Raw genomic sequence first — 18,371 nt, 5'->3', positions numbered from 1 at the left:
AACTACTATTTGCTCCAGTACTGGAAGATACTTAAATTATGAATAGTAACTCTGTATATTTAGTCACAGTTCCCGGAAAAACTCCTATTGAAATTTCTCAAGATGAATTGCGATCGCTGCTTGGTGAAATTGAAGCGAAATTGCATCGCAGTAAAGTTTATCGCAATGCTTTAGTTACCTTACAGAAGTTGCTAGGTTCATCGGCTGAACAAGCCAACATTTTATTTAAAGCTGTCAGTAGAGAAGCTATTGGTTTAACATTTCAGCAATTTGCAACACATCCTCAACAAGTGACAAATATCAGCCAACAGACAGATGTTACTAGTATTTCTCCTAGTGTTCAAAAAGAAGAGTCTAGTAATTCATCACAACCCCAAGAAACTGTTACTCATACCAGTGAGGACAACTTACCATCACAGGTAGATAAATCTGCAAATTTAGCAAAAAAACCCGAATCTAAATTTACAGCAACGGCTTGGAAACGGTGGCTGAATCAGAATCCCAAACCACCTAAAGTGGAACAACAAAGTAAGCCTTGTGTAAATGAAGAGTATGCAACAAATTTACGCCAAATAGGTGAAAAATTTCAGCAAGCACGAGAATCGAAAGGATGGTCTTTAATCGAACTTAAAGAACATACTCATGTACCAATCCATCATATGAATGCACTAGAAAAGGGGAATATAGATTTATTACCAGAAGATGTGTTTGTTCGTGGCTTTATTCGCGTCATTGGAAATGCTTTAGGGCTAAATGGTACAGCTTTAGCAGCTGCTTTACCTAAACCGGAGACAGTGAAATCGCAAGCAGCTTTACCATCTTGGTGTCAGGCGCAAAAGGCTAGTGGTGGGTTAGGACTGGAAATCCGCCCGATGCATTTATATCTAGGTTATACAGCTTTTGTGGCTGGAGCAGTGGGAGGATTGTCTTTAGTATATCAAGCACAAAATTCTGACAGAACGCTTCAAGTTGATGTGGATAGTCAACCAGCTTCATTCTCACCCCAGTCAACCCAGAAGCAGCAAACCACCACGAAACCAGGACTAAAGTCTGGAACTACCCGTGTGATTGTTGGGCCGGATATTTCCCCACCAGAGGCGCTGTAGTATTAAGCGATCGCACTTTTGCACTGCTGACGCTGTTTGCGATCGCATATTGCTTTAATTGTTGCTAATTTTGCGGTTTTTACTACCCTCAAATTTAGCTTATATTCATCAAAGAGGTTTAAGGCTTAGTGATGGGATAGCAGTATCTCTGTGGAAATAACTAGGAATTGATCAATCAATATCAAGCAAACTTTATCAAAATTAGCGTCTTCACCCTACTCCTTCATTGCTAAATTCCTACCTAAAGAAGGTGTATTGCAGGCGCAATATTTGTTGTGTGCGCTTCTCACTAGTTTAATTTTTAATTAAATTATAAAAATTAAACTTATGGATAAATACTGAGATTTATCATCAATAATTACCTGATACTTAGTAGATTAAATCAAATCTGCTCTAGTTAATATTCAACATCTTTATATTTATTTAATCTGGAATTAAACGCGCTCATCAAGCTAAATTATTCTGTATCAGCAGACCAAAATTATACTTGATATTGATTGAAAGTGCTGAAATACTTGCCAGAACTATAACCAAGAAAATAGATTATTGCAGAATTAACATATCTAAGGTATAAATACTCCACTGAGTAAAGATTAAAATTTTAATAAAGCTAATATCTCTGAAAGCTATTAGGAAAGTTTTGGGAGTATATTTTCAAAAGGGAAAAATTTTTGGGGTTCAATTTATATGAAGATAAATTCATTTGTTCCTGCGCTGTTAGTAACAACTAGTGTTGCTTTTGCCGCGCAAGTAATTCCAGCACAGGCGTTTGAGTTGGGCTTCACGAACAGAACTAATAATGGTTCCATCAATGTAGCTTCCCAGTTTAAAACCTCTATTGATGATATAGGCTCCGGAAAAGTTAAATTTACATTTAACAATACTGGAGCAAAAGATGCGTCAATTACCGAAATTAATTTTGGCAAAACTGACTTCAATAAGTTCTTGAGTTATTCCAGTCTGAGTAACACAACAGGAGTAAATTTCAAAACTGATAAACTTGCAAATCTTGCGAGTCTAGGTTGGACTAAGAACGATACCGCATTAACTTTTGGTGTTAACAACGGTGGCTATCAGAAAGACGGTGTAGATACAGGTGAGTCTCTATCAATCATATTTAATTTGGCAAGCGGCAAAACATTTAGTGATATCGAAAATGGATTTAAAACTGGAACCATAGCAATCGCTACACACGTTCAAAGTATTGGTGGTTCTGGTGGTTATAGTGACAAATTTGAAAGTACTTATCAAGCTACATCTCCATCTAAATCTGTACCAGAACCAGGCACAATCCTTGGTTTGATGGCTTTTGGTATGGGTGGATTGTTGACACGCAAGAATGGCAAAAAAGAACCAGTAACAGCAAAGGTAACAGTTTAATTTCAGGTAAATTGATAATTCTGAGGAATTCTCAAAGACAACAATTCCCGATTTCTTCAAGAAGTCGGGAATTTTGTTATTGACTAATGATTTATATTTTTGAAATATACGTAGAGTTGCTAGGTGAGCTTTAGGCAGTTTTACTCTTTACTCAGCCACGACTCTAAGGCGGTTTGTGCTATTTTCGTTGTCACAATAATGACGAACATACTCAAAATACCAGTTTTGTAGAGATTCTGGTTTACATCCTTCTCAATCTGAGGTTTATAGGTATAAGAAGTATTATAGTCGCAATTATGGGAAAGTACGCATGTTGTAGCGTCAGTAGATTGAGCGATCGCCAAAGTGGCTATAGATGCTAATGAGCCTGCAAGAATAAAAGATGTAAAGCGATTCATAAGTTGTCAGCTTAGAAAATCGATATTACTTACTACACATTCTAATCCCAGAATTTCTGAAACGATCGGTAATTTTATGCAAAGCAGATACTGCAAGCCTTTCAGCCAGAGTTCTCAGTAAAATAACCCAAATCCGCTAACCATCTTTATGAAAAACTCCACACGGATCGGAGTTTTAGGGCATGGTAGACTTCTTCCCCATGCCCAATGCCCCATGCCCAAATAATAAATTTAGCTCAAATGCTACTCAAATTTTCTACAAAGCGATAGCCTAAAAGAAACACACCACATCTATCAGATTTGGCTATGTTGCCCAAACCATCAAGATTTTGGACACCGAAACACTGGGCTAGTTGGAAGCCTTTTGGCATTGGCGAACAGTACCCAAATAACTATTGGGAAGTTTTTCGCGCAATTTGGCTATCTCGCAAGCAATTACCTTACGCCTGGAATATTTTAAATAAAGGTGTCTGTGATGGTTGCGCTTTGGGAACCACCGGCATGAAAGATTGGACGCTTGACGGTATTCATCTGTGCAATGTCAGGCTGCGGCTGTTACAAATGAATACTATGCCAGCTTTTGACACGGCGTTGTTAAAGGATATTTCTCAGTTACAAACTCAAAAAAGTGCCCAATTACGCGATTTGGGAAGGCTTCCCTATCCGATGATCCGTCAGCGAGGAGAAAAAGGCTTTCGCCGTGTCAGTTGGGATCAAGCTTTAGAAGCGATCGCCAGTCGGATTCGGGCAACCACGCCAGACCGCCTCAGCTTTTATATTACCAGTCGCGGCACTGTTAACGAAACTTACTATGCTACCCAGAAAGCTGTGCGGGCAATGGGATGTAATAATATTGACAACGCTGCCCGCATCTGTCACTCTCCCAGTACTGCGGGACTTAAATCTACTCTCGGTGCGGGGGCTACAACTTGTTCTTATAAAGACTGGATTGGTACGGATTTATTAGTCTTCATCGGCTCAAATGTAGCTAACAATCAGCCTGTGACGGTGAAGTACCTCCACTATGCCAAGAAAGCTGGTACAAAAATTGTCGTAATTAACACCTACCGCGAACCAGGAATGGAACGCTACTGGGTACCTTCAATTGTCGAAAGTGCTTTATTTGGTACCAAGTTTGCCGAAGATTTCTTTTTGGTGAGCTTGGGCGGAGATATGGCATTTTTGAATGGGACAATTAAGCAGATGATTGCTAATGATTGGGTAGACCAGTCATTTATTAACAGTTACACTGCTGGCTTTGAAGAACTCAAAAAAGTACTAGCAAGCCAATCTTGGGAAGAATTAGAACGGCTTTCTGGAAGTACTCGCAATCAAATGTACGCCTTTGCGAAAATGGTTGCTAAAGCCAACAAAGCTGTATTTGTCTGGAGTATGGGAATTACCCAGCATGAATGCGGTGAAGATAATGTGCGCAGTATCATTAACTTAGCCCTCACCAAAGGTTTTGTCGGTCGGGAAGGCTGCGGTTTAATGCCAATTCGCGGTCATTCTGGGGTGCAAGGTGGTGCAGAAATGGGATGTTACGCCACTGTTTTTCCTGGTGGTAAACCGATTAACTCAGAAAATGCTGCCGAATTAAGTAAAAAATGGGGTTTTGCAGTTCCCACAACTCCAGGTTTAATTGCGCCGGAGATGATTAATGCAGCCCATCAAGAAAAATTAGATGTATTGTTTTCTGTGGGGGGTAATTTCCTCGAAGTTCTCCCAGAACCAGATTATGTGGAAGCTGCTTTAAAGCAGATACCCTTGCGGGTGCATATGGATATTGTACTGTCTAGTCAAATGTTAGTAGAACCAGCAGATACAGTAGTACTTTTACCTGCAACAACTCGCTATGAAATACCTGGGGGAGTCACAGAAACCAGCACCGAACGGCGAGTAATTTTCAGTCCCGAAATCCCAGGACAACGTATTGGCGAAGCGCGTCCAGAGTGGGAAGTATTTATGGAATTAGCAAGGTGGGTGAAGCCAGATTTAGCAGATAAGTTGTCTTTTGAGAATACAGCCGCAATGCGCCAGGAAATCGCCCAAGTTATTCCTCAATATGCCGGAATTCAACACTTACAACAACAGGGCGATCAGTTCCAGTATGGTGGTTCCCATTTATGCTTTGGCTGGAATTTTTCAACACCCGATGGGAAAGCGCACTTTACACCTTTATCGCCACCACAAAAACAATTACCACCAGGTTGTTTTTTTGTCGCTACCCGCCGGGGTAAGCAGTTTAATAGTATGGTACAAGAACCCAAAGATGCCATTACTGGGGCGGTGAGAGAAGCAGTGTTAATGAATGCCAGCGATGCGGCAAAATTAGGATTACAAGATGGCGATCGCGTAATTGTAAAAAATGATTTAGGCGAGTTACCAGGAAAAGTGTATTTAGCACCGATTCAACCAGGTAACCTACAAGTACATTGGCCTGAAGGAAACATACTGCTAGATAAAAGTAAACGTTCCGTAGAAGGTGTACCCGATTATAATGCGATCGCACGTTTGGAAAAAGGTTAGGGTTGTCAAAAGTCATTAGTCATTAGTCATTAGTCATTTGTCTCCCTTCCCTTGTCCCTTCTAGCATTTGTTCACTGAGCGGAGCCGAAGTGCTGCCTTTCCCGATAAACTTAAATCAGCCAACAAAAAAACCATGTCCGTCGCCAAAGATATACCAACACCAGAAAATGTTATATTTCCAAACAGTGATTTATTGAGTGACGAACCGCCTTTGGAAACATATCTACATTTACAGCAAATGTTGCTGTTATTAAAATGCTTAGAATGGTGGTGGCGAGACTATCTACATATTGATGATTTTTTTGCTGCTGGCAATATTACTATTTATTACAGCCAACGTCAGCGCAGGTCAGAAGATTTTCGCGGCCCCGATTTTTTTATCGTCCGCAACACAGAAAACCGCACTCGTGATAGTTGGATTGTTTGGGAAGAAGACGGTAAATATCCCAATTTAATTATTGAATTACTTTCTCCTAGCACTGCATCAGTTGACAAAGGTTTAAAAAAACAAATTTATCAAGATATCTTTCGCACTCCCGAATACTTTTGGTTTGACCCCAAGAATTTAGAATTTGCTGGATTTATTTTGGTAGGTGGAACATATCAACCTATAGAACCAAATCCCCAAGGTTTATTATGGAGTCAACAGCTAAGTTTATATTTAGGTATCCATGAAAGTAAATTGCGCTATTTTACCGCCGAAGGACAGGTAATTCCCACCCCAGAAGAATTTGCACAACAACAACAGCAACTAGCTGAACAAGAAAAACAACGTGCTGAACAAGAAAAACAACGTGCTGAACAAGAAAAGCAACGTGCTGAACAAGAAAAGCAACGCGCACAACAACAACAGCAACTAGCTGAACAAGAAAAACAACGTGCTGAACGCCTAGCTACAAAACTGCGAGAATTAGGTATTGACCCAGAGACTTTATAAAAATGGCATAAAAGTGAAAGCAAAACACAATAAATCTCACTAATGACAAAGCCTTTGGGAAGCAAAACAAAAGCTACTATTCGCGTGGTAGAAAATGGCAAAATGCGTACCCGCTTTGATCATCTCACCACAGAAGAACCTTTAGAGATTCGCCTAGTTTCGCAGAATCGCACAATAGCTGTTACCATGCGAACACCAGGAGCAGATTTTGAATTAGCTGCTGGTTTTCTCTACGGTGAAGGAGTCATTAATTCTAAAAAAGATATTCAACGCATGAGTTATTGCGTGGATGAATCTGTAGATGGAGAGCAGCGTTATAACATAGTAAATGTAGAACTTCGAGAAGAGTTAATTCCAGATTTACAACCGTTAGAACGTCACTTTTATACTAATAGTGCTTGTGGAGTATGCGGTAAAGCTAGCCTTGAGGCTTTGCATTTGCGGAATTGTCCAGTCATTCCCCAGGGGCCTATAGTTACACCTGAAATTATCTACAGCCTACCAGAAAAACTTAGGGCTGCTCAAGGTATCTTCACTGCTACAGGAGGTTTACACGCTGCGGCTGTATTTAATGCGCAAGGAGAACTTTTAAATTTACACGAAGATATTGGTCGTCATAATGCTTTAGATAAATTGATTGGTTCAGCCTTGCTGAGTGACGAATTACCGTTAAATAATCATATTGTCATGGTTAGTGGACGCTCTAGCTTTGAGATTTTGCAAAAATCCACAGTTGCGGGAGTACCGATTGTTTGTTCTGTTTCGGCTCCCAGCAGTTTAGCTGTTTCTGTAGCTAAAGAATTCGGGATTACTTTAATTGGATTTCTGCGGGGAGAACGTTTCAATATATATACAGGTTGGGAAAGGATCAAGGCTGGTTGAAAATTATTAATTCTTATAATAATGAAGTGAATTGAGAACCTCATCATAACAGACAAACCAAAAATAAAGCGCCACATTCAACCCACTCAACAACTTAGGTATACCCTCTAAAAGGCTAGGAGTTCCATTACCACTCAAGCGTAGTGAATCTACTGTAACAGCAATCAATAATAAGCCTAAGCCAGTTAAGAGTATGATGTATGGTGTTGATTTAAATTGCCTTCTAAAAGTCAATCCGTAGGAAATGCCAATAGTAGTATAAATGAAGATAGTTACTAACTTAGGAATACCAATTTGTGTACCAATAACGTGAATTCGATAAATTTCATTGATTAAAAAGCCTGCTGTTAATAATGCCGAAAAAAGAATAAATTTATTGTTTTTACCCCCAGGGTTGATTTTTTTCAGTAAAGCAAAACTAAAAGCGCAAACTAACGGCGGTACACAACATAATATTTGAAAAGTATGTGTTAATAACCCGGCGCTAGGATATTCTGGAGCCGGAGGGGGTAAAAATAATCCCCCTGCTGATATATCAAATGCTTTAGTAGCAAGTATGAGAATAATGATTGCAAATAAACCTAAACTGTTAAACCAAAGAATACTTTTGTACATTGACATATAGCTGTTTGATTAATTTATCTATTAATAATCAACAAATTCTCCTGTATCTAATTCTTGCCATTCTTTATCTTGTTGGTAGTGAGGTAACATTAACTCAGCTTGTTCTGCTAATATCCGTCGTCGTTCTTCTAATGGCAATTTCATCAATTCACGACGGCTGATGTTTGTTTCTTTCTGCGTCTTTTCTGTTTGAGTCATAGATTTTGATAGTTCTATCAATTCACTATATTTGCTGATACCGATCAAATCCATGATTGGGTATTATATATGGTCGTCAAGGGCGGGGAAACCCCGCCCCTACGGTTGATTGTATCTCAAGGCAAAATTATGTGCGATCGCTAGGATTTTTTTCAAACTCCAAGCAGCTACTTTATAGCAAATATGAATCGCAGAAGTCTAGTTTAAGGTTCTTTGGACATAGGTAAAAGACTAATTTTATACATATTTTTGATTTTTGATTAAAATCCTTATCATCAGACAATACCAGAAATGTCAACTAATACTACATCTTTCAATTTGGAATCCTACCTATTTTACTCAACCCAACTTACCAATAAATATCTTGCACATCCTGCGTTGAACTTGATGACTTAAAGGGATACTATCGTAAACCAAATTCCGCAACTAAAGCAGGATTTGAAGCTAGGACAGTCTCAAGATGGCTCTCTGGCCACAACTCAATCGTCATAGCGGAATCTGATTGATTGTGTTTCTCAACGTAGCTAATAGCATCAGCGGTAAAGCGCCCTGTTGTAGCAATTACTAAAATATCTACTCTTGGTGGTTCCCAAAGTTTTACCTGATCTTTTACTGCACTCAGATCTGGTAAAGAAATACTTTTAGTAAGCCAATGTTTGCACTGAATAATAACGCGCCTACGGATTACGCCACTCAATCTATCTCTATAAACTCGATAAACAGACAGATCCCGACCACGATCGGGGGCGTTAGTGTGCATAAACCATTCCGGATTCTCATGGCTTTGTTCCGAAGTTACTAAATTAAATATCAAACGTTCAAAGTTTTCACCAGAAAGCTTTTCCCAATTTAACTTAGTAATAATAGAACCTGAAGAATTTGATACAACAAGTTCAGCTAAATCATTAATCTCAATTGGAATTGGTTCATTCGTAGCGTATAGTGATGCTTTAATTCCTTTCTTAACACTTGGCCAATCAAACCGGACAATATCTCTCAAATCATTAATTTGTGCATAGGAGATATGACGTAGCATATCACTCCACCTTGGAGGCCTAGGTACACTGCTACCCAGTAATACATCTATTTGCTTTATCTTATTGCCGAGTGTCTGCCAATCACTATCTTCAATTTTTTTCTTTTTTATCTCTTGTAATTTATTAATATATTCTTCATTTTCATAGTCAACTTCATCTTCATAGTCGATAGGATAAATTTTTTGCAGCCTATCTAGTAGTTGATCTATTTCATTAGAAGTTTGTAGCACTAAGTTTTGAATAACCTTACGCCGTTTCTGATTAAAACGGAATCTATACTCCCGTAGTTCTTTACCAGGCTGTTCAATTTTACGCTCTAGTTCAAGTTCAATTTCTAGGACTCCAACTTCATGTGCATCAAGACGCCCTTGGGCAATCTCATCAAGAGTACAAGGTAATGCTATTGGTTTCCAACCATCAATAAATGGTAGAACTGTGAGTATATGCTCATATGAACGACAAGCATCTTCATAAATATTATTTGTCCCAAATACAATACCAACAGGTATATTCTTGTGTAACAAATTCCATAAATTTTCCAGCTTAACTAAATTCGCCTCAACAGCTTCAAATTGACGTAGAGCTTTATCTAATTGACTCATATAAAAATGAAAATAGGTTTCTACATTTAGTAAAGGCCTTATTGGCTCAAAATTATTTAGTGCTTATCTGATCAATCTAACACAGGGGATAGCTTTATCAAATACGCTACCATATCTATGTACGTATTTAAATTGTATATTTTGCACTAAGATTATCAAAATGAGCCAGCACCCGTTCATTAATCGAAGGATTTTGTCCAATACAAAGCTGAAGAAGTTTTGTTGTTAACAAAAAACGGTAGAGCAATGAATACTCTACCGCTTGAATTTTTAAATTTGAGATTTAACCCCAAATCTGAAGTTTTAAATCTTACTCAACGCCTTGAGATAACAATTCCCGGCGCTGTTCCGAACTGACTTGAACGTTACCGTTTTCATCAACGTCAACAAGCGCTGTATCGCCATCTTTGATGCGACCAGAGAGAATCTCTTCAGCCAAGCTATCTTCTAACAAGCGCATAATTGCTCGACGCAATGGCCTTGCGCCGTAGCTGGGGCTGTAGCCTTCTGTGATCAGGCGGTCTTTGAAGCGGTCGGTGACTTCTAAGGTGATACCTTTTTCGGTCAGGCGACCAAATACTTCTTTGAGCATGATATCGGCGATTTCGGTAACTTCGGCCTTGCTCAACTGACGGAAGACGATAATTTCATCTAGACGGTTGAGGAATTCTGGACGGAAGTATTGCTTCAGTTCTTCGTTCACTAAGGAGCGAATGCGGTTGTATTGCGATTCGCTAGCATCATCAGCAAACTCGAAGCCGATACCGCCACCACCTTTTTCAATTACCTTGGAACCGATGTTAGATGTCAAAATCAGCAAGGTGTTCTTAAAGTCAACGGTGCGACCTTTAGCATCGGTTAAGCGACCGTCTTCTAAAATTTGCAGCAGCATGTTGAAGACATCGGGGTGAGCTTTTTCGATTTCGTCGAATAGCACCACGGTGTAAGGTCTACGTCTCACTGCTTCGGTTAGCTGACCGCCTTCGTTATAGCCAACGTAACCTGGAGGTGAACCGATCAGTTTGCTGACGGTGTGACGCTCCATATATTCGGACATATCGAGCCTAATCATTGCTTCTTCGGAACCGAAGAAGTAAGAAGCCAAGGATTTAGCCAATTCGGTTTTACCAACACCAGTGGGGCCTGAGAAGACAAAGCTGGCGATAGGTCGATTGGGATTCTTCAAACCGACACGAGCGCGGCGAATTGCTCGGGAAACGGCCTTGACAGCATCTTCTTGTCCAATGAGACGCTGATGTAAGGTGTCTTCCATGTGCAACAGCTTCTCGGATTCGGATTCGGTGAGTTTGTTCACCGGAACGCCAGTCCAGGAGGCGACGATGTGGGCGATATCCTCTTCTGTAACGACGGGTTCTAGACCTTCGTTACCAGAGCCATTGGTCTTGCTTTGAGCAATGGCGCGGATTTCGGCTTTGATTTCCATTTCGCGATCGCGCAATTCCCCAGCTCGGTCGAAGTCTTGGGAGCGAACTGCATCATCTTTTTCTTTTAAGATTTGTCGCAGTTCTTTGTCTAACTCTTTGGCTGCTGGTGGTAGTTGGGAGTTAATCAACCGAACTCTCGAACCTGCTTCATCGATCAAGTCGATGGCTTTATCTGGGAGGTAGCGATCGCTAATATAACGATCAGATAATTTAGCCGCAGCCACTAAAGCTTCATCGGATATTTTCAGCTTGTGGTGTTGCTCGTAGCGATCGCGCAGACCATACAAAATCTCAATTGTTTCATCAACTGAGGGTTCTCCCACCATTACTGGTTGGAAACGTCTTTCTAGGGCTGCATCTCGCTCGATGTGCTTGCGGTATTCATCCAGGGTTGTCGCGCCAATACATTGCAGTTCACCTCTAGCCAAAGCTGGCTTGAGGATGTTCGCCGCGTCGATTGCGCCTTCCGCCGCACCTGCACCAATTAGGGTGTGGACTTCGTCAATTACGAGAATCACGTTACCCGCAGAGCGGATTTCATCCATGATTTTCTTCAGACGTTCTTCAAATTCACCCCGGTACTTGGTTCCTGCTACCAGCAAGCCGATATCCAGAGTGACTACGCGCTTATCTTCCAGGATGTCGGGGACATCTTTGTTGGCAATGCGGCTCGCTAAACCTTCGGCGATCGCTGTTTTACCAACCCCTGGTTCGCCGATCAGCACTGGGTTATTTTTTGTCCGGCGTCCCAAAATCTGGATAACTCGCTCGATTTCTTTGGCGCGTCCCACCACTGGATCGAGTTTGTTGTCCGTTGCCATTTGGGTCAGGTTCGAGCCAAATTCATCCAAAGTTGGGGTTTTGGTGCGGCTGGAGGAGCCACCGGGTGATACTTCCGCCGTTTCTCCCAACATCCGGATAACTTGGGTTCTTACCTTAGATAGATCTACGCCTAGATTTTCTAGCACCCTAGCTGCTACACCTTCCCCTTCCCGGATCAGGCCCAACAGGAGATGCTCGGTGCCAATGTAGTTATGGCCTAATTGGCGCGCTTCTTCTAAGGATAGTTCTAGAACCCGCTTTGCCCGTGGCGTAAAAGGTATTTCCACCGCGACAAAGCCAGAACCCCGGCCTATGATTTTTTCTACCTCAATTCGGGCATCTTTGAGATTGACACCCATTGATTTCAACACTTTGGCTGCAACTCCCGTCCCTTCACCAATCAGACCCAAGAGGATCTGCTCAGTGCCGACGAAATTGTGGCCTAAGCGGCGGGCCTCTTCTTGGGCCAGCATGATTACCTTAATAGCTTTTTCTGTGAAGCGTTCAAACATGGCATTTTTCCCATCACCTGCGTCGTGCCGGTACGCTGATTTTAGCACAGGCTAAGGTTTAGGATATCTGTATCAAAAAATCAAGACATCCTAGAAGTATCACCCAAGTTGATGGCGTAATTCCTGAATATTTATTACTTTTGTGTGGTTGTTGTACTGAGGAGAACAAGATGACCAGGGTTTTTAGCTATGATTGCCCACAAAAAAACACTGGAAGTCTTTGTTTTATCACCACTTCCAAACATTTATACTTAACATATATTTTTATCTAAGTCAAGAATTATCAAAATTTTATTTATTTTTTTAATAAAAATTTTAAAAACTATAACTAATACTCATAAAAATTCTTTAAAGGAAATATATTTTTTTCATGAAGAGGGTAAAAAGTCAACTGTCAAGGGGCTAGGGGGATGAGGAGATAAGGGAGTTTGAGGAGTTTTCTTCCGCATTTCGTCATATCCCCCGTCTCTTCCCAATGCCCAATGCCCAATGCCCATTTTACGAAAATAGAAATTGCCAAGAGGATTTAGAGAGGCGATGGCTCACCATAGTCTGCCATTGGTGCAAAGTTGTTTGAAATTGGGGGTATTGGAGATCGCCAAGCCAAAGAATTAAAGCGTCTTCGCCATTATCCTGATAGTAACGCCGCCGAAGCCCAGCTGTTTTGAAGCCAAATTTTTGATATAAAGATATAGCCGCTAAGTTGGAAGCCCTAACTTCGAGGGTAGCTCGCTCCAAACCGCGATCGCTAGCTGTCTTCAGGAGGGAATAGAGTAAAGCTTGTCCCAAACCTTGACAGTGATATTGGGGATGTACTGCCAAAATTGTGATGTGGGCTTCTTCTAAAATTGACCAAAAACAACCCATACCTAGCAAATTCAAGCTAGAGACTGGGGAAAATAAACCAAGTAAATCACTGTTAGGACTATCCAACTCTCGTTGGTAGCCCTCTAATGTCCAAAGACCACCAAAACAGGCTTTATCCAGTTCTAGCACTGCACTCAGATCATCTGATGTCAGTGGTTGAAGTTTTAAGTCTAATGAGATCACATTTATTTGAATAAGATTACAAACCCTTTGTAAACTGGGAATCGGGAGACTCACTCACGCCCATAAATTGAACAAGGACAACTCTTATAGTTATGGTATCGACTCACCCTATTGGGGTTCAACATGCTGGTAGTCAGTATTTACCTCCAAGGCGTAACACTTCGCCCAATCAAGAACTCCTTCCCTTGACGGCTAGAGTAAATAGTCATGGCTGCTTGGAAATTGGTGGGTGTGATATCACAACCCTAGTGCAGCAGTTTGGTTCGCCTCTTTATATTTTAGATGAAGAAACCCTACGTTTGGCTTGTCAGCAATACCGGGATGCTTGCAAGCAATACTATCAAGGGGAATCTCAAGTACTTTATGCTTCTAAAGCGTGGAATTGTTTGGCAGTTTGCGCGATCGTTGCCTCGGAAGGTTTAGGAATCGATGTCGTCTCTGGGGGGGAACTGTACACCGCCCTGAGCGCTGGTGTTAACCCAGAAAAAATCTACCTCCACGGTAATAATAAATCTCGCTCAGAGCTAAATTTAGCGATCGCCTCTGGTGTCACCATTGTGGTGGATAACTGGTATGAGTTAAAGACCTTGGTGGAAATAGCACAGGAGTCAGCAGAAAATTCTGACCCTCAGTCGATTCCCATTATGTTGCGATTAACACCAGGTATAGAATGTCATACCCACGAATATATTCGCACAGGGCACTTAGACAGTAAATTTGGCTTCGATCCCAACGATTTAGATGAAGTTTTTACCTTTGTCAGTCAGCAATCGGCTTTGAACTGTGTAGGTTTACACGCTCATATTGGTTCGCAAATTTTTGAGCGCCAACCCCATCAGGATTTAGCTCAGGTGATGGTGCAATGGTTGCAAGATGCGGCCAAGTATGGTTTAAATGTTACTCAATTGAATGTCGGTGGTGGTTTAGGTATTCGGTATGTAGAATCGGATGATCCTCCCAGTATCGACGAATGGGTAAAAGCAATTTGTGAAGTAGTGCAAGCAGCCTGCATCGAAGCAAATCTACCCTTACCTAAGTTATTATGTGAACCAGGGCGATCGCTAATTGCCACAGCTTGCGTCACGGCTTACACTATTGGTTCAACCAAAGTTGTTCCCGAAATTCGTACCTATGTGGCAGTTGATGGCGGAATGTCAGATAATCCCCGCCCAATTACTTACCAGTCACAATACCGAGCTGTAGTAGCCAATAAAATGTCTGCTCCCTTAACAGAAACTGTCACAATAGCTGGTAAGCATTGTGAATCCGGGGATATTTTGATTAAAAATGCCCAACTACCAAAAACTGAACCAGGGGATATTCTCGTAGTAATGGGAACAGGTGCTTACAATTACAGTATGGCATCTAACTATAATCGCTTGTCCCGACCGGCAGCAGTTGTAGTGGCAAACGGCGAAGCAAATTTGATTTTGCAGCGCGAAACGTATCAAGACTTGATTCGACAAGATTGCCTACCAGAAAGACTTAAGAAATAAGGATGAAGGATGAAGGATGAAGTATGAAATTACCCCACCTATAAAGGGATGGGGAATAAATGTACAAAAAGACTGATTTTTTCGGCAAGCGGTTGACTCCGCTAGTTGGGGAAACCCCAAATCAGCATATACCAAGTTTTTACTTCATCATTCATCCTTTAAACTTCACATTTCTTTAGTCAAAAGTCGAGAGTTAATAAATGTTCACTATTGACTATTGACTATTGACTCTTGACTCTTGACAATTAATTCACTGTATTTAGAGGCAAAATAGTAATCCAGATGTCATGAGATATTTGTGGAAGCAATGGCTGACAAACCCGGGATGGTCGCAGTCCTTGCTGCTTTGGACTCTGGATATCGTATTCGTGTTGGCGCTGACATATATGATACTGGTTATTATTAGTGAGCGCCGTACACTCTGGATGGTACGGGGATTTATTATTTTAATGTTAGCCTCAGCACTCAGTAACAGGTTGGGGCTACTACTGTTAAATTTCGTACTAGAAAAGTTAGTGATTGGCTGCGCAGTGGCGATGGCAGTTGCTCTCCAGTCAGAATTTCGGCGATTTTTAGAACAATTAGGCCGTGGCGAATTCCGTCAGTTATTTCAACCATCCAGTCTGGCAGTACCTAAATCCGATAGTGTAATTGATGAAATTGTTGAGGCTGTCAAAGAACTGTCAAAAAATCGGATTGGAGCTTTATTAATTTTGGAAACAAAAGGTCCAATTGACGAGCGAGATTTTTCTGTACCAGGAGTAAGGCTGAATGCTGAGGTGACTAAAGAATTAATCCAAACAATATTTCAACCAAAAACTTTGTTGCACGATGGGGCAACTTTGATACGTGGCTCACGGATTATAGCATCGGGTATAATTTTACCACTTTCGGGACGTACAGCCTCGCGCCAGTTGGGAACACGCCATCGGGCAGCGATGGGAATTACTGAGCGTGTCGAAAATTGCATTTGTGTCGTTGTATCAGAAGAAACTGGTTCTATTTCCTTAGCGGAACGGGGAATTCTAAATAGACCGCTGACGATTAGGAAACTAAAAGAGACTCTAGAGGCTCTATTATCCCCAACAGTAGATCGGGAAGCTGTGGCTCCTGGTTTATTAAGTTTGGGTCGTCAGATTAGTACTAAGGCACTAGCACTAGTTTCACGGTTATTCAGATTACCATCGACCGCTTCTCGAGACAAAAAATGACAGCACAACAAACTGAACTGCAAGAATTGCCCCCTGGCTTAAAACGAGAACTATTGCCCCAGCACGTTGCGGTGATTATGGATGGCAATGGTCGATGGGCTAAACGTCAAGGTCTACCCCGAATTATGGGTCATAAAGCTGGTGTAGATGCGCTCAAGGATTTACTGCGTTGTTGTAAAGATTGGGGAATTCAGGCGTTAACGGCTTATGCTTTTTCCACAGAAAATTGGAAAAGACCCCAGGAAGAAGTTGACTTTTTGATGACTCTATTCCAAAGAGTGTTACGCCAAGAATTGCGGGAAATGGTAGAGGAAAATGTGCAAATTCAGTTTGTGGGCAATTTAAATGCCCTACCGCGATCGCTCCAAGCAGAAATTTCCCGTTCAATGGCAGAAACTAAGGATAATCGCAGCATCCGGTTTACAATCGCCACAAATTATGGTGGACGACAAGAGATTTTACAGGCTTGTAGAGCGATCGCGCAGAAAGTTCAGCAAGGTCTACTCCAACCCGATGAAATTGATGAAGCAGTATTTGAACGCCACCTCTATACAGCAGGTATTTCTGACCCAGATTTATTAATCCGTACTAGCGGAGAAATGCGCCTCTCAAATTTCCTTCTCTGGCAAATGGCTTATGGAGAAATTTATATCACCGATACTCTTTGGCCAGATTTTGACCGTGTTGAATTTCACCGCGCCTTATCTGCCTACCAGCAACGGGAGCGGAGGTTTGGGAGTGTTTAAAAGACACAAGGACATAGCGACGTGGCGACGCGGGGAATAGAACTGAAATATTCTCCACGTCACCCCATCTCCCAGTCTCCATGTCTTTCTCTAGCTTATGGCCCAGAAAAAACCGCCTGTTCAATATCTTCCCGACTGAGGGAATATTTGAATGAGCGTTGAATATCTTGCCTATTTTCTCCCGCTTCGATATAGCGGACTGTAATTTGCTCAACATCGAGGGAGAGGTCAGCTTGCCAATTAGGCCGTTGCACATGCCAACAATGTAATTGAGCGTCATCTTGTTTACAGCCCTGGTCTTTGAGCCACTGTTCAATTTGTGGCAGGGTATGGTTATAAAGGGGTGCATCCGGGGGAATAAAAGCCATAATTAGTAAAAATTCAACCTTAACAATAATAATTTTTAATTAACAAAATGTTACCTGATGGGGATAATTGGTTAATTTGCTGTTGAGTGACGGGATTTGGTAATGAAAGTTGTGTTTGGAAAGCAGCTTCACCGCGCGTTAAACCAATAGCGATCGCGAGTAACAAACACCCCAAAAAAGTCAACACCAACATAAATAAAGCAAAGATTTCACCGGATGAGAGGGGGCGATCGCTAGCATCAAGGTAAGCTGATTTTGACCAGTCATAGGTATTTGCCACTGGATGGTTCAAATCAGCGGGTGCTTGAATCACGCCAAAGCGAGAATAGCCAATTTTCAAATCGTAGCTTAACCTGCGTTCTGGGTTACTCAATGTAGCATAGGCTTCATTGAGTTGCTGAAATTTAGCAGTGGCGACAGTAGCAGGTAAGTCGGTAGTATCAGGATGATAGCGTTTACTCAGTTCTCGATAAGCGCGACGGATGTCGATTACCGATGCCGAGGGATGCAGTCCTAGCAGGGTGTAATGAGTGCGTTTACTGCTTTGTGGCATTGCCCCATGATGATTCACGGCTGATTGAGTCACCTTGCGATCGAGTTTTTCTAATATTGTAAACCCCAATTTCTATGAAAACCTTTACCTCATTTATTGCGATCCTGGGACTTGGTATGACCTTGTTGTTGATGAATAGCAATAATCTTGTTGTTGCAGAAACTGCCGATAACGAGGAATTTATTGCTAGCGGTACAGAACCATTTTGGAGTATTACTGTCAGCAAACGCGCAATTGTCTATTCTTCACCAGACAAGCCAAAACAAACATTTCCTTATGTCACACCCTTAAGTGCCTCAGGTCGTCCTGCAAACTTGGTGCGAGTTTATCGATTAAAGGGCACAGGCAACAATATATTAATTATCAGGCAAGTTAGCGCTTGTAGTGATGGTATGTCAGACAAAAATTATTCTTACTCAGCAACCGCTATCCTTGGTAATGTGGTTTTGGATGGTTGTGCCCAGAAGAAATAGCC

General features: G+C 41.5%; 17 protein-coding genes. 9 read left to right on the top strand and 8 right to left on the bottom strand.

The window, feature by feature from the left end; translation table 11 throughout:
- The first annotated feature begins 38 nt into the window (after positions 1 to 38).
- Positions 39 to 1,106, top strand: coding sequence for a helix-turn-helix domain-containing protein (locus tag AACU32_RS10445; RefSeq protein ID WP_096599503.1), 1,068 nt, complete (start codon positions 39 to 41; stop codon positions 1,104 to 1,106).
- Positions 1,107 to 1,793: 687 nt separating this feature from the next.
- Entirely contained in the window at positions 1,794 to 2,486 is a 693-nt protein-coding gene (locus AACU32_RS10440) for a PEP-CTERM sorting domain-containing protein (RefSeq protein ID WP_096599502.1), read from the top strand.
- A gap of 140 nt (positions 2,487 to 2,626) precedes the next feature.
- Here the strand turns inward: AACU32_RS10440 and AACU32_RS10435 are convergent, their stop codons facing one another.
- On the bottom strand, positions 2,627 to 2,884 hold the full coding sequence (locus AACU32_RS10435) for a hypothetical protein (RefSeq protein ID WP_096599501.1): 258 nt from the start codon (positions 2,882 to 2,884) through the stop codon (positions 2,627 to 2,629).
- Positions 2,885 to 3,190: 306 nt separating this feature from the next.
- Here AACU32_RS10435 and AACU32_RS10430 point away from each other — a divergent pair, with 306 nt between their 5' ends.
- The 3 genes from AACU32_RS10430 (at position 3,191) to fdhD (ending at position 7,232) form a co-directional block, all read left to right on the top strand.
- On the top strand, positions 3,191 to 5,413 hold the full coding sequence (locus AACU32_RS10430) for an FdhF/YdeP family oxidoreductase (RefSeq protein ID WP_096599500.1): 2,223 nt from the start codon (positions 3,191 to 3,193) through the stop codon (positions 5,411 to 5,413).
- Between the two features lie 133 nt (positions 5,414 to 5,546).
- Positions 5,547 to 6,350: a Uma2 family endonuclease gene (locus AACU32_RS10425; RefSeq protein WP_096599499.1), complete on the top strand. Its 804-nt coding sequence runs from the start codon at positions 5,547 to 5,549 to the stop codon at positions 6,348 to 6,350.
- Positions 6,351 to 6,392: 42 nt separating this feature from the next.
- Entirely contained in the window at positions 6,393 to 7,232 is an 840-nt protein-coding gene (fdhD, locus tag AACU32_RS10420; protein ID WP_096599498.1) for a formate dehydrogenase accessory sulfurtransferase FdhD, read from the top strand.
- Between the two features lie 6 nt (positions 7,233 to 7,238).
- Here the strand turns inward: fdhD and AACU32_RS10415 are convergent, their stop codons facing one another.
- From AACU32_RS10415 to rimI, 5 genes are all read right to left on the bottom strand, one after another.
- Positions 7,239 to 7,853, bottom strand: coding sequence for a hypothetical protein (locus tag AACU32_RS10415; RefSeq protein WP_096599497.1), 615 nt, complete (start codon positions 7,851 to 7,853; stop codon positions 7,239 to 7,241).
- Positions 7,854 to 7,877: 24 nt separating this feature from the next.
- A complete protein-coding gene (locus AACU32_RS10410) occupies positions 7,878 to 8,054 on the bottom strand; it encodes a hypothetical protein (protein ID WP_339377740.1) in 177 nt (58 codons plus the stop codon).
- Between the two features lie 403 nt (positions 8,055 to 8,457).
- Positions 8,458 to 9,693 (bottom strand): restriction endonuclease, encoded by a 1,236-nt coding sequence (locus AACU32_RS10405; protein WP_096599496.1) that lies wholly within the window; start codon positions 9,691 to 9,693, stop codon positions 8,458 to 8,460.
- A gap of 310 nt (positions 9,694 to 10,003) precedes the next feature.
- Complete coding sequence (locus AACU32_RS10400) at positions 10,004 to 12,472, bottom strand: ATP-dependent Clp protease ATP-binding subunit (RefSeq protein ID WP_096599495.1); 2,469 nt, start codon at positions 12,470 to 12,472, stop codon at positions 10,004 to 10,006.
- A 498-nt stretch (positions 12,473 to 12,970) separates the two neighbouring features.
- The gene (gene rimI, locus AACU32_RS10395) at positions 12,971 to 13,522 is read right to left on the bottom strand and encodes a ribosomal protein S18-alanine N-acetyltransferase (protein WP_096599494.1); all 552 of its coding nucleotides are present in this window, start codon (positions 13,520 to 13,522) and stop codon (positions 12,971 to 12,973) included.
- 92 nt (positions 13,523 to 13,614) lie between these two features.
- Between rimI and lysA the strand changes: the two genes are divergently transcribed.
- The 3 genes from lysA (at position 13,615) to uppS (ending at position 16,975) form a co-directional block, all read left to right on the top strand.
- Positions 13,615 to 15,018, top strand: coding sequence for a diaminopimelate decarboxylase (gene lysA / locus AACU32_RS10390; RefSeq protein WP_096599493.1), 1,404 nt, complete (start codon positions 13,615 to 13,617; stop codon positions 15,016 to 15,018).
- Between the two features lie 287 nt (positions 15,019 to 15,305).
- Positions 15,306 to 16,229, top strand: a complete 924-nt coding sequence (gene cdaA, locus AACU32_RS10385) for a diadenylate cyclase CdaA (protein WP_096599492.1) — start codon at positions 15,306 to 15,308, stop codon at positions 16,227 to 16,229.
- Positions 16,226 to 16,975 carry a polyprenyl diphosphate synthase gene (gene uppS, locus AACU32_RS10380; protein ID WP_096599491.1) on the top strand — a complete coding sequence of 250 codons (750 nt, stop codon included), beginning with the start codon at positions 16,226 to 16,228 and terminating at the stop codon, positions 16,973 to 16,975. The genes cdaA and uppS overlap by 4 nt, the downstream gene beginning before the upstream one ends.
- Before the next feature lie 95 nt (positions 16,976 to 17,070).
- Here the strand turns inward: uppS and AACU32_RS10375 are convergent, their stop codons facing one another.
- Both AACU32_RS10375 and AACU32_RS10370 read right to left on the bottom strand, forming a co-directional pair.
- On the bottom strand, positions 17,071 to 17,343 hold the full coding sequence (locus AACU32_RS10375) for a DUF3143 domain-containing protein (RefSeq protein ID WP_096599490.1): 273 nt from the start codon (positions 17,341 to 17,343) through the stop codon (positions 17,071 to 17,073).
- 19 nt (positions 17,344 to 17,362) lie between these two features.
- Positions 17,363 to 17,896 (bottom strand): DnaJ domain-containing protein, encoded by a 534-nt coding sequence (locus AACU32_RS10370; protein ID WP_096607941.1) that lies wholly within the window; start codon positions 17,894 to 17,896, stop codon positions 17,363 to 17,365.
- A gap of 74 nt (positions 17,897 to 17,970) precedes the next feature.
- On the opposite strand from AACU32_RS10370, the gene AACU32_RS10365 reads away from it, so the two are divergent.
- Positions 17,971 to 18,369, top strand: coding sequence for a COG3650 family protein (locus AACU32_RS10365; protein WP_096599489.1), 399 nt, complete (start codon positions 17,971 to 17,973; stop codon positions 18,367 to 18,369).
- The last annotated feature ends 2 nt before the right edge of the window (positions 18,370 to 18,371 follow it).

This window comes from Calothrix sp. NIES-2100 (assembly GCF_963875285.1).
Taxonomy (GTDB): Bacteria; Cyanobacteriota; Cyanobacteriia; order Cyanobacteriales; family Nostocaceae; genus Aulosira.
This window is presented reverse-complemented; position numbering and strand designations above follow the sequence as displayed.

What these genes read in the sequence shown, in the direction of transcription:
- AACU32_RS10415 (WP_096599497.1), bottom strand. Translation starts at nt 7,853, where the DNA reads ATGTCAATGTACAAAAGTATTCTTTGGTTTAACAGTTTAGGTTTATTT.
- AACU32_RS10445 (WP_096599503.1), top strand. Translation starts at nt 39, where the DNA reads ATGAATAGTAACTCTGTATATTTAGTCACAGTTCCCGGAAAAACTCCT.
- fdhD (WP_096599498.1), top strand. Translation starts at nt 6,393, where the DNA reads ATGACAAAGCCTTTGGGAAGCAAAACAAAAGCTACTATTCGCGTGGTA.
- AACU32_RS10365 (WP_096599489.1), top strand. Translation starts at nt 17,971, where the DNA reads ATGAAAACCTTTACCTCATTTATTGCGATCCTGGGACTTGGTATGACC.
- AACU32_RS10410 (WP_339377740.1), bottom strand. Translation starts at nt 8,054, where the DNA reads ATGACTCAAACAGAAAAGACGCAGAAAGAAACAAACATCAGCCGTCGT.
- AACU32_RS10440 (WP_096599502.1), top strand. Translation starts at nt 1,794, where the DNA reads ATGAAGATAAATTCATTTGTTCCTGCGCTGTTAGTAACAACTAGTGTT.
- AACU32_RS10405 (WP_096599496.1), bottom strand. Translation starts at nt 9,693, where the DNA reads ATGAGTCAATTAGATAAAGCTCTACGTCAATTTGAAGCTGTTGAGGCG.
- cdaA (WP_096599492.1), top strand. Translation starts at nt 15,306, where the DNA reads ATGAGATATTTGTGGAAGCAATGGCTGACAAACCCGGGATGGTCGCAG.
- AACU32_RS10430 (WP_096599500.1), top strand. Translation starts at nt 3,191, where the DNA reads ATGTTGCCCAAACCATCAAGATTTTGGACACCGAAACACTGGGCTAGT.
- AACU32_RS10370 (WP_096607941.1), bottom strand. Translation starts at nt 17,896, where the DNA reads ATGCCACAAAGCAGTAAACGCACTCATTACACCCTGCTAGGACTGCAT.
- uppS (WP_096599491.1), top strand. Translation starts at nt 16,226, where the DNA reads ATGACAGCACAACAAACTGAACTGCAAGAATTGCCCCCTGGCTTAAAA.
- AACU32_RS10435 (WP_096599501.1), bottom strand. Translation starts at nt 2,884, where the DNA reads ATGAATCGCTTTACATCTTTTATTCTTGCAGGCTCATTAGCATCTATA.
- AACU32_RS10375 (WP_096599490.1), bottom strand. Translation starts at nt 17,343, where the DNA reads ATGGCTTTTATTCCCCCGGATGCACCCCTTTATAACCATACCCTGCCA.
- AACU32_RS10425 (WP_096599499.1), top strand. Translation starts at nt 5,547, where the DNA reads ATGTCCGTCGCCAAAGATATACCAACACCAGAAAATGTTATATTTCCA.
- lysA (WP_096599493.1), top strand. Translation starts at nt 13,615, where the DNA reads ATGGTATCGACTCACCCTATTGGGGTTCAACATGCTGGTAGTCAGTAT.
- AACU32_RS10400 (WP_096599495.1), bottom strand. Translation starts at nt 12,472, where the DNA reads ATGTTTGAACGCTTCACAGAAAAAGCTATTAAGGTAATCATGCTGGCC.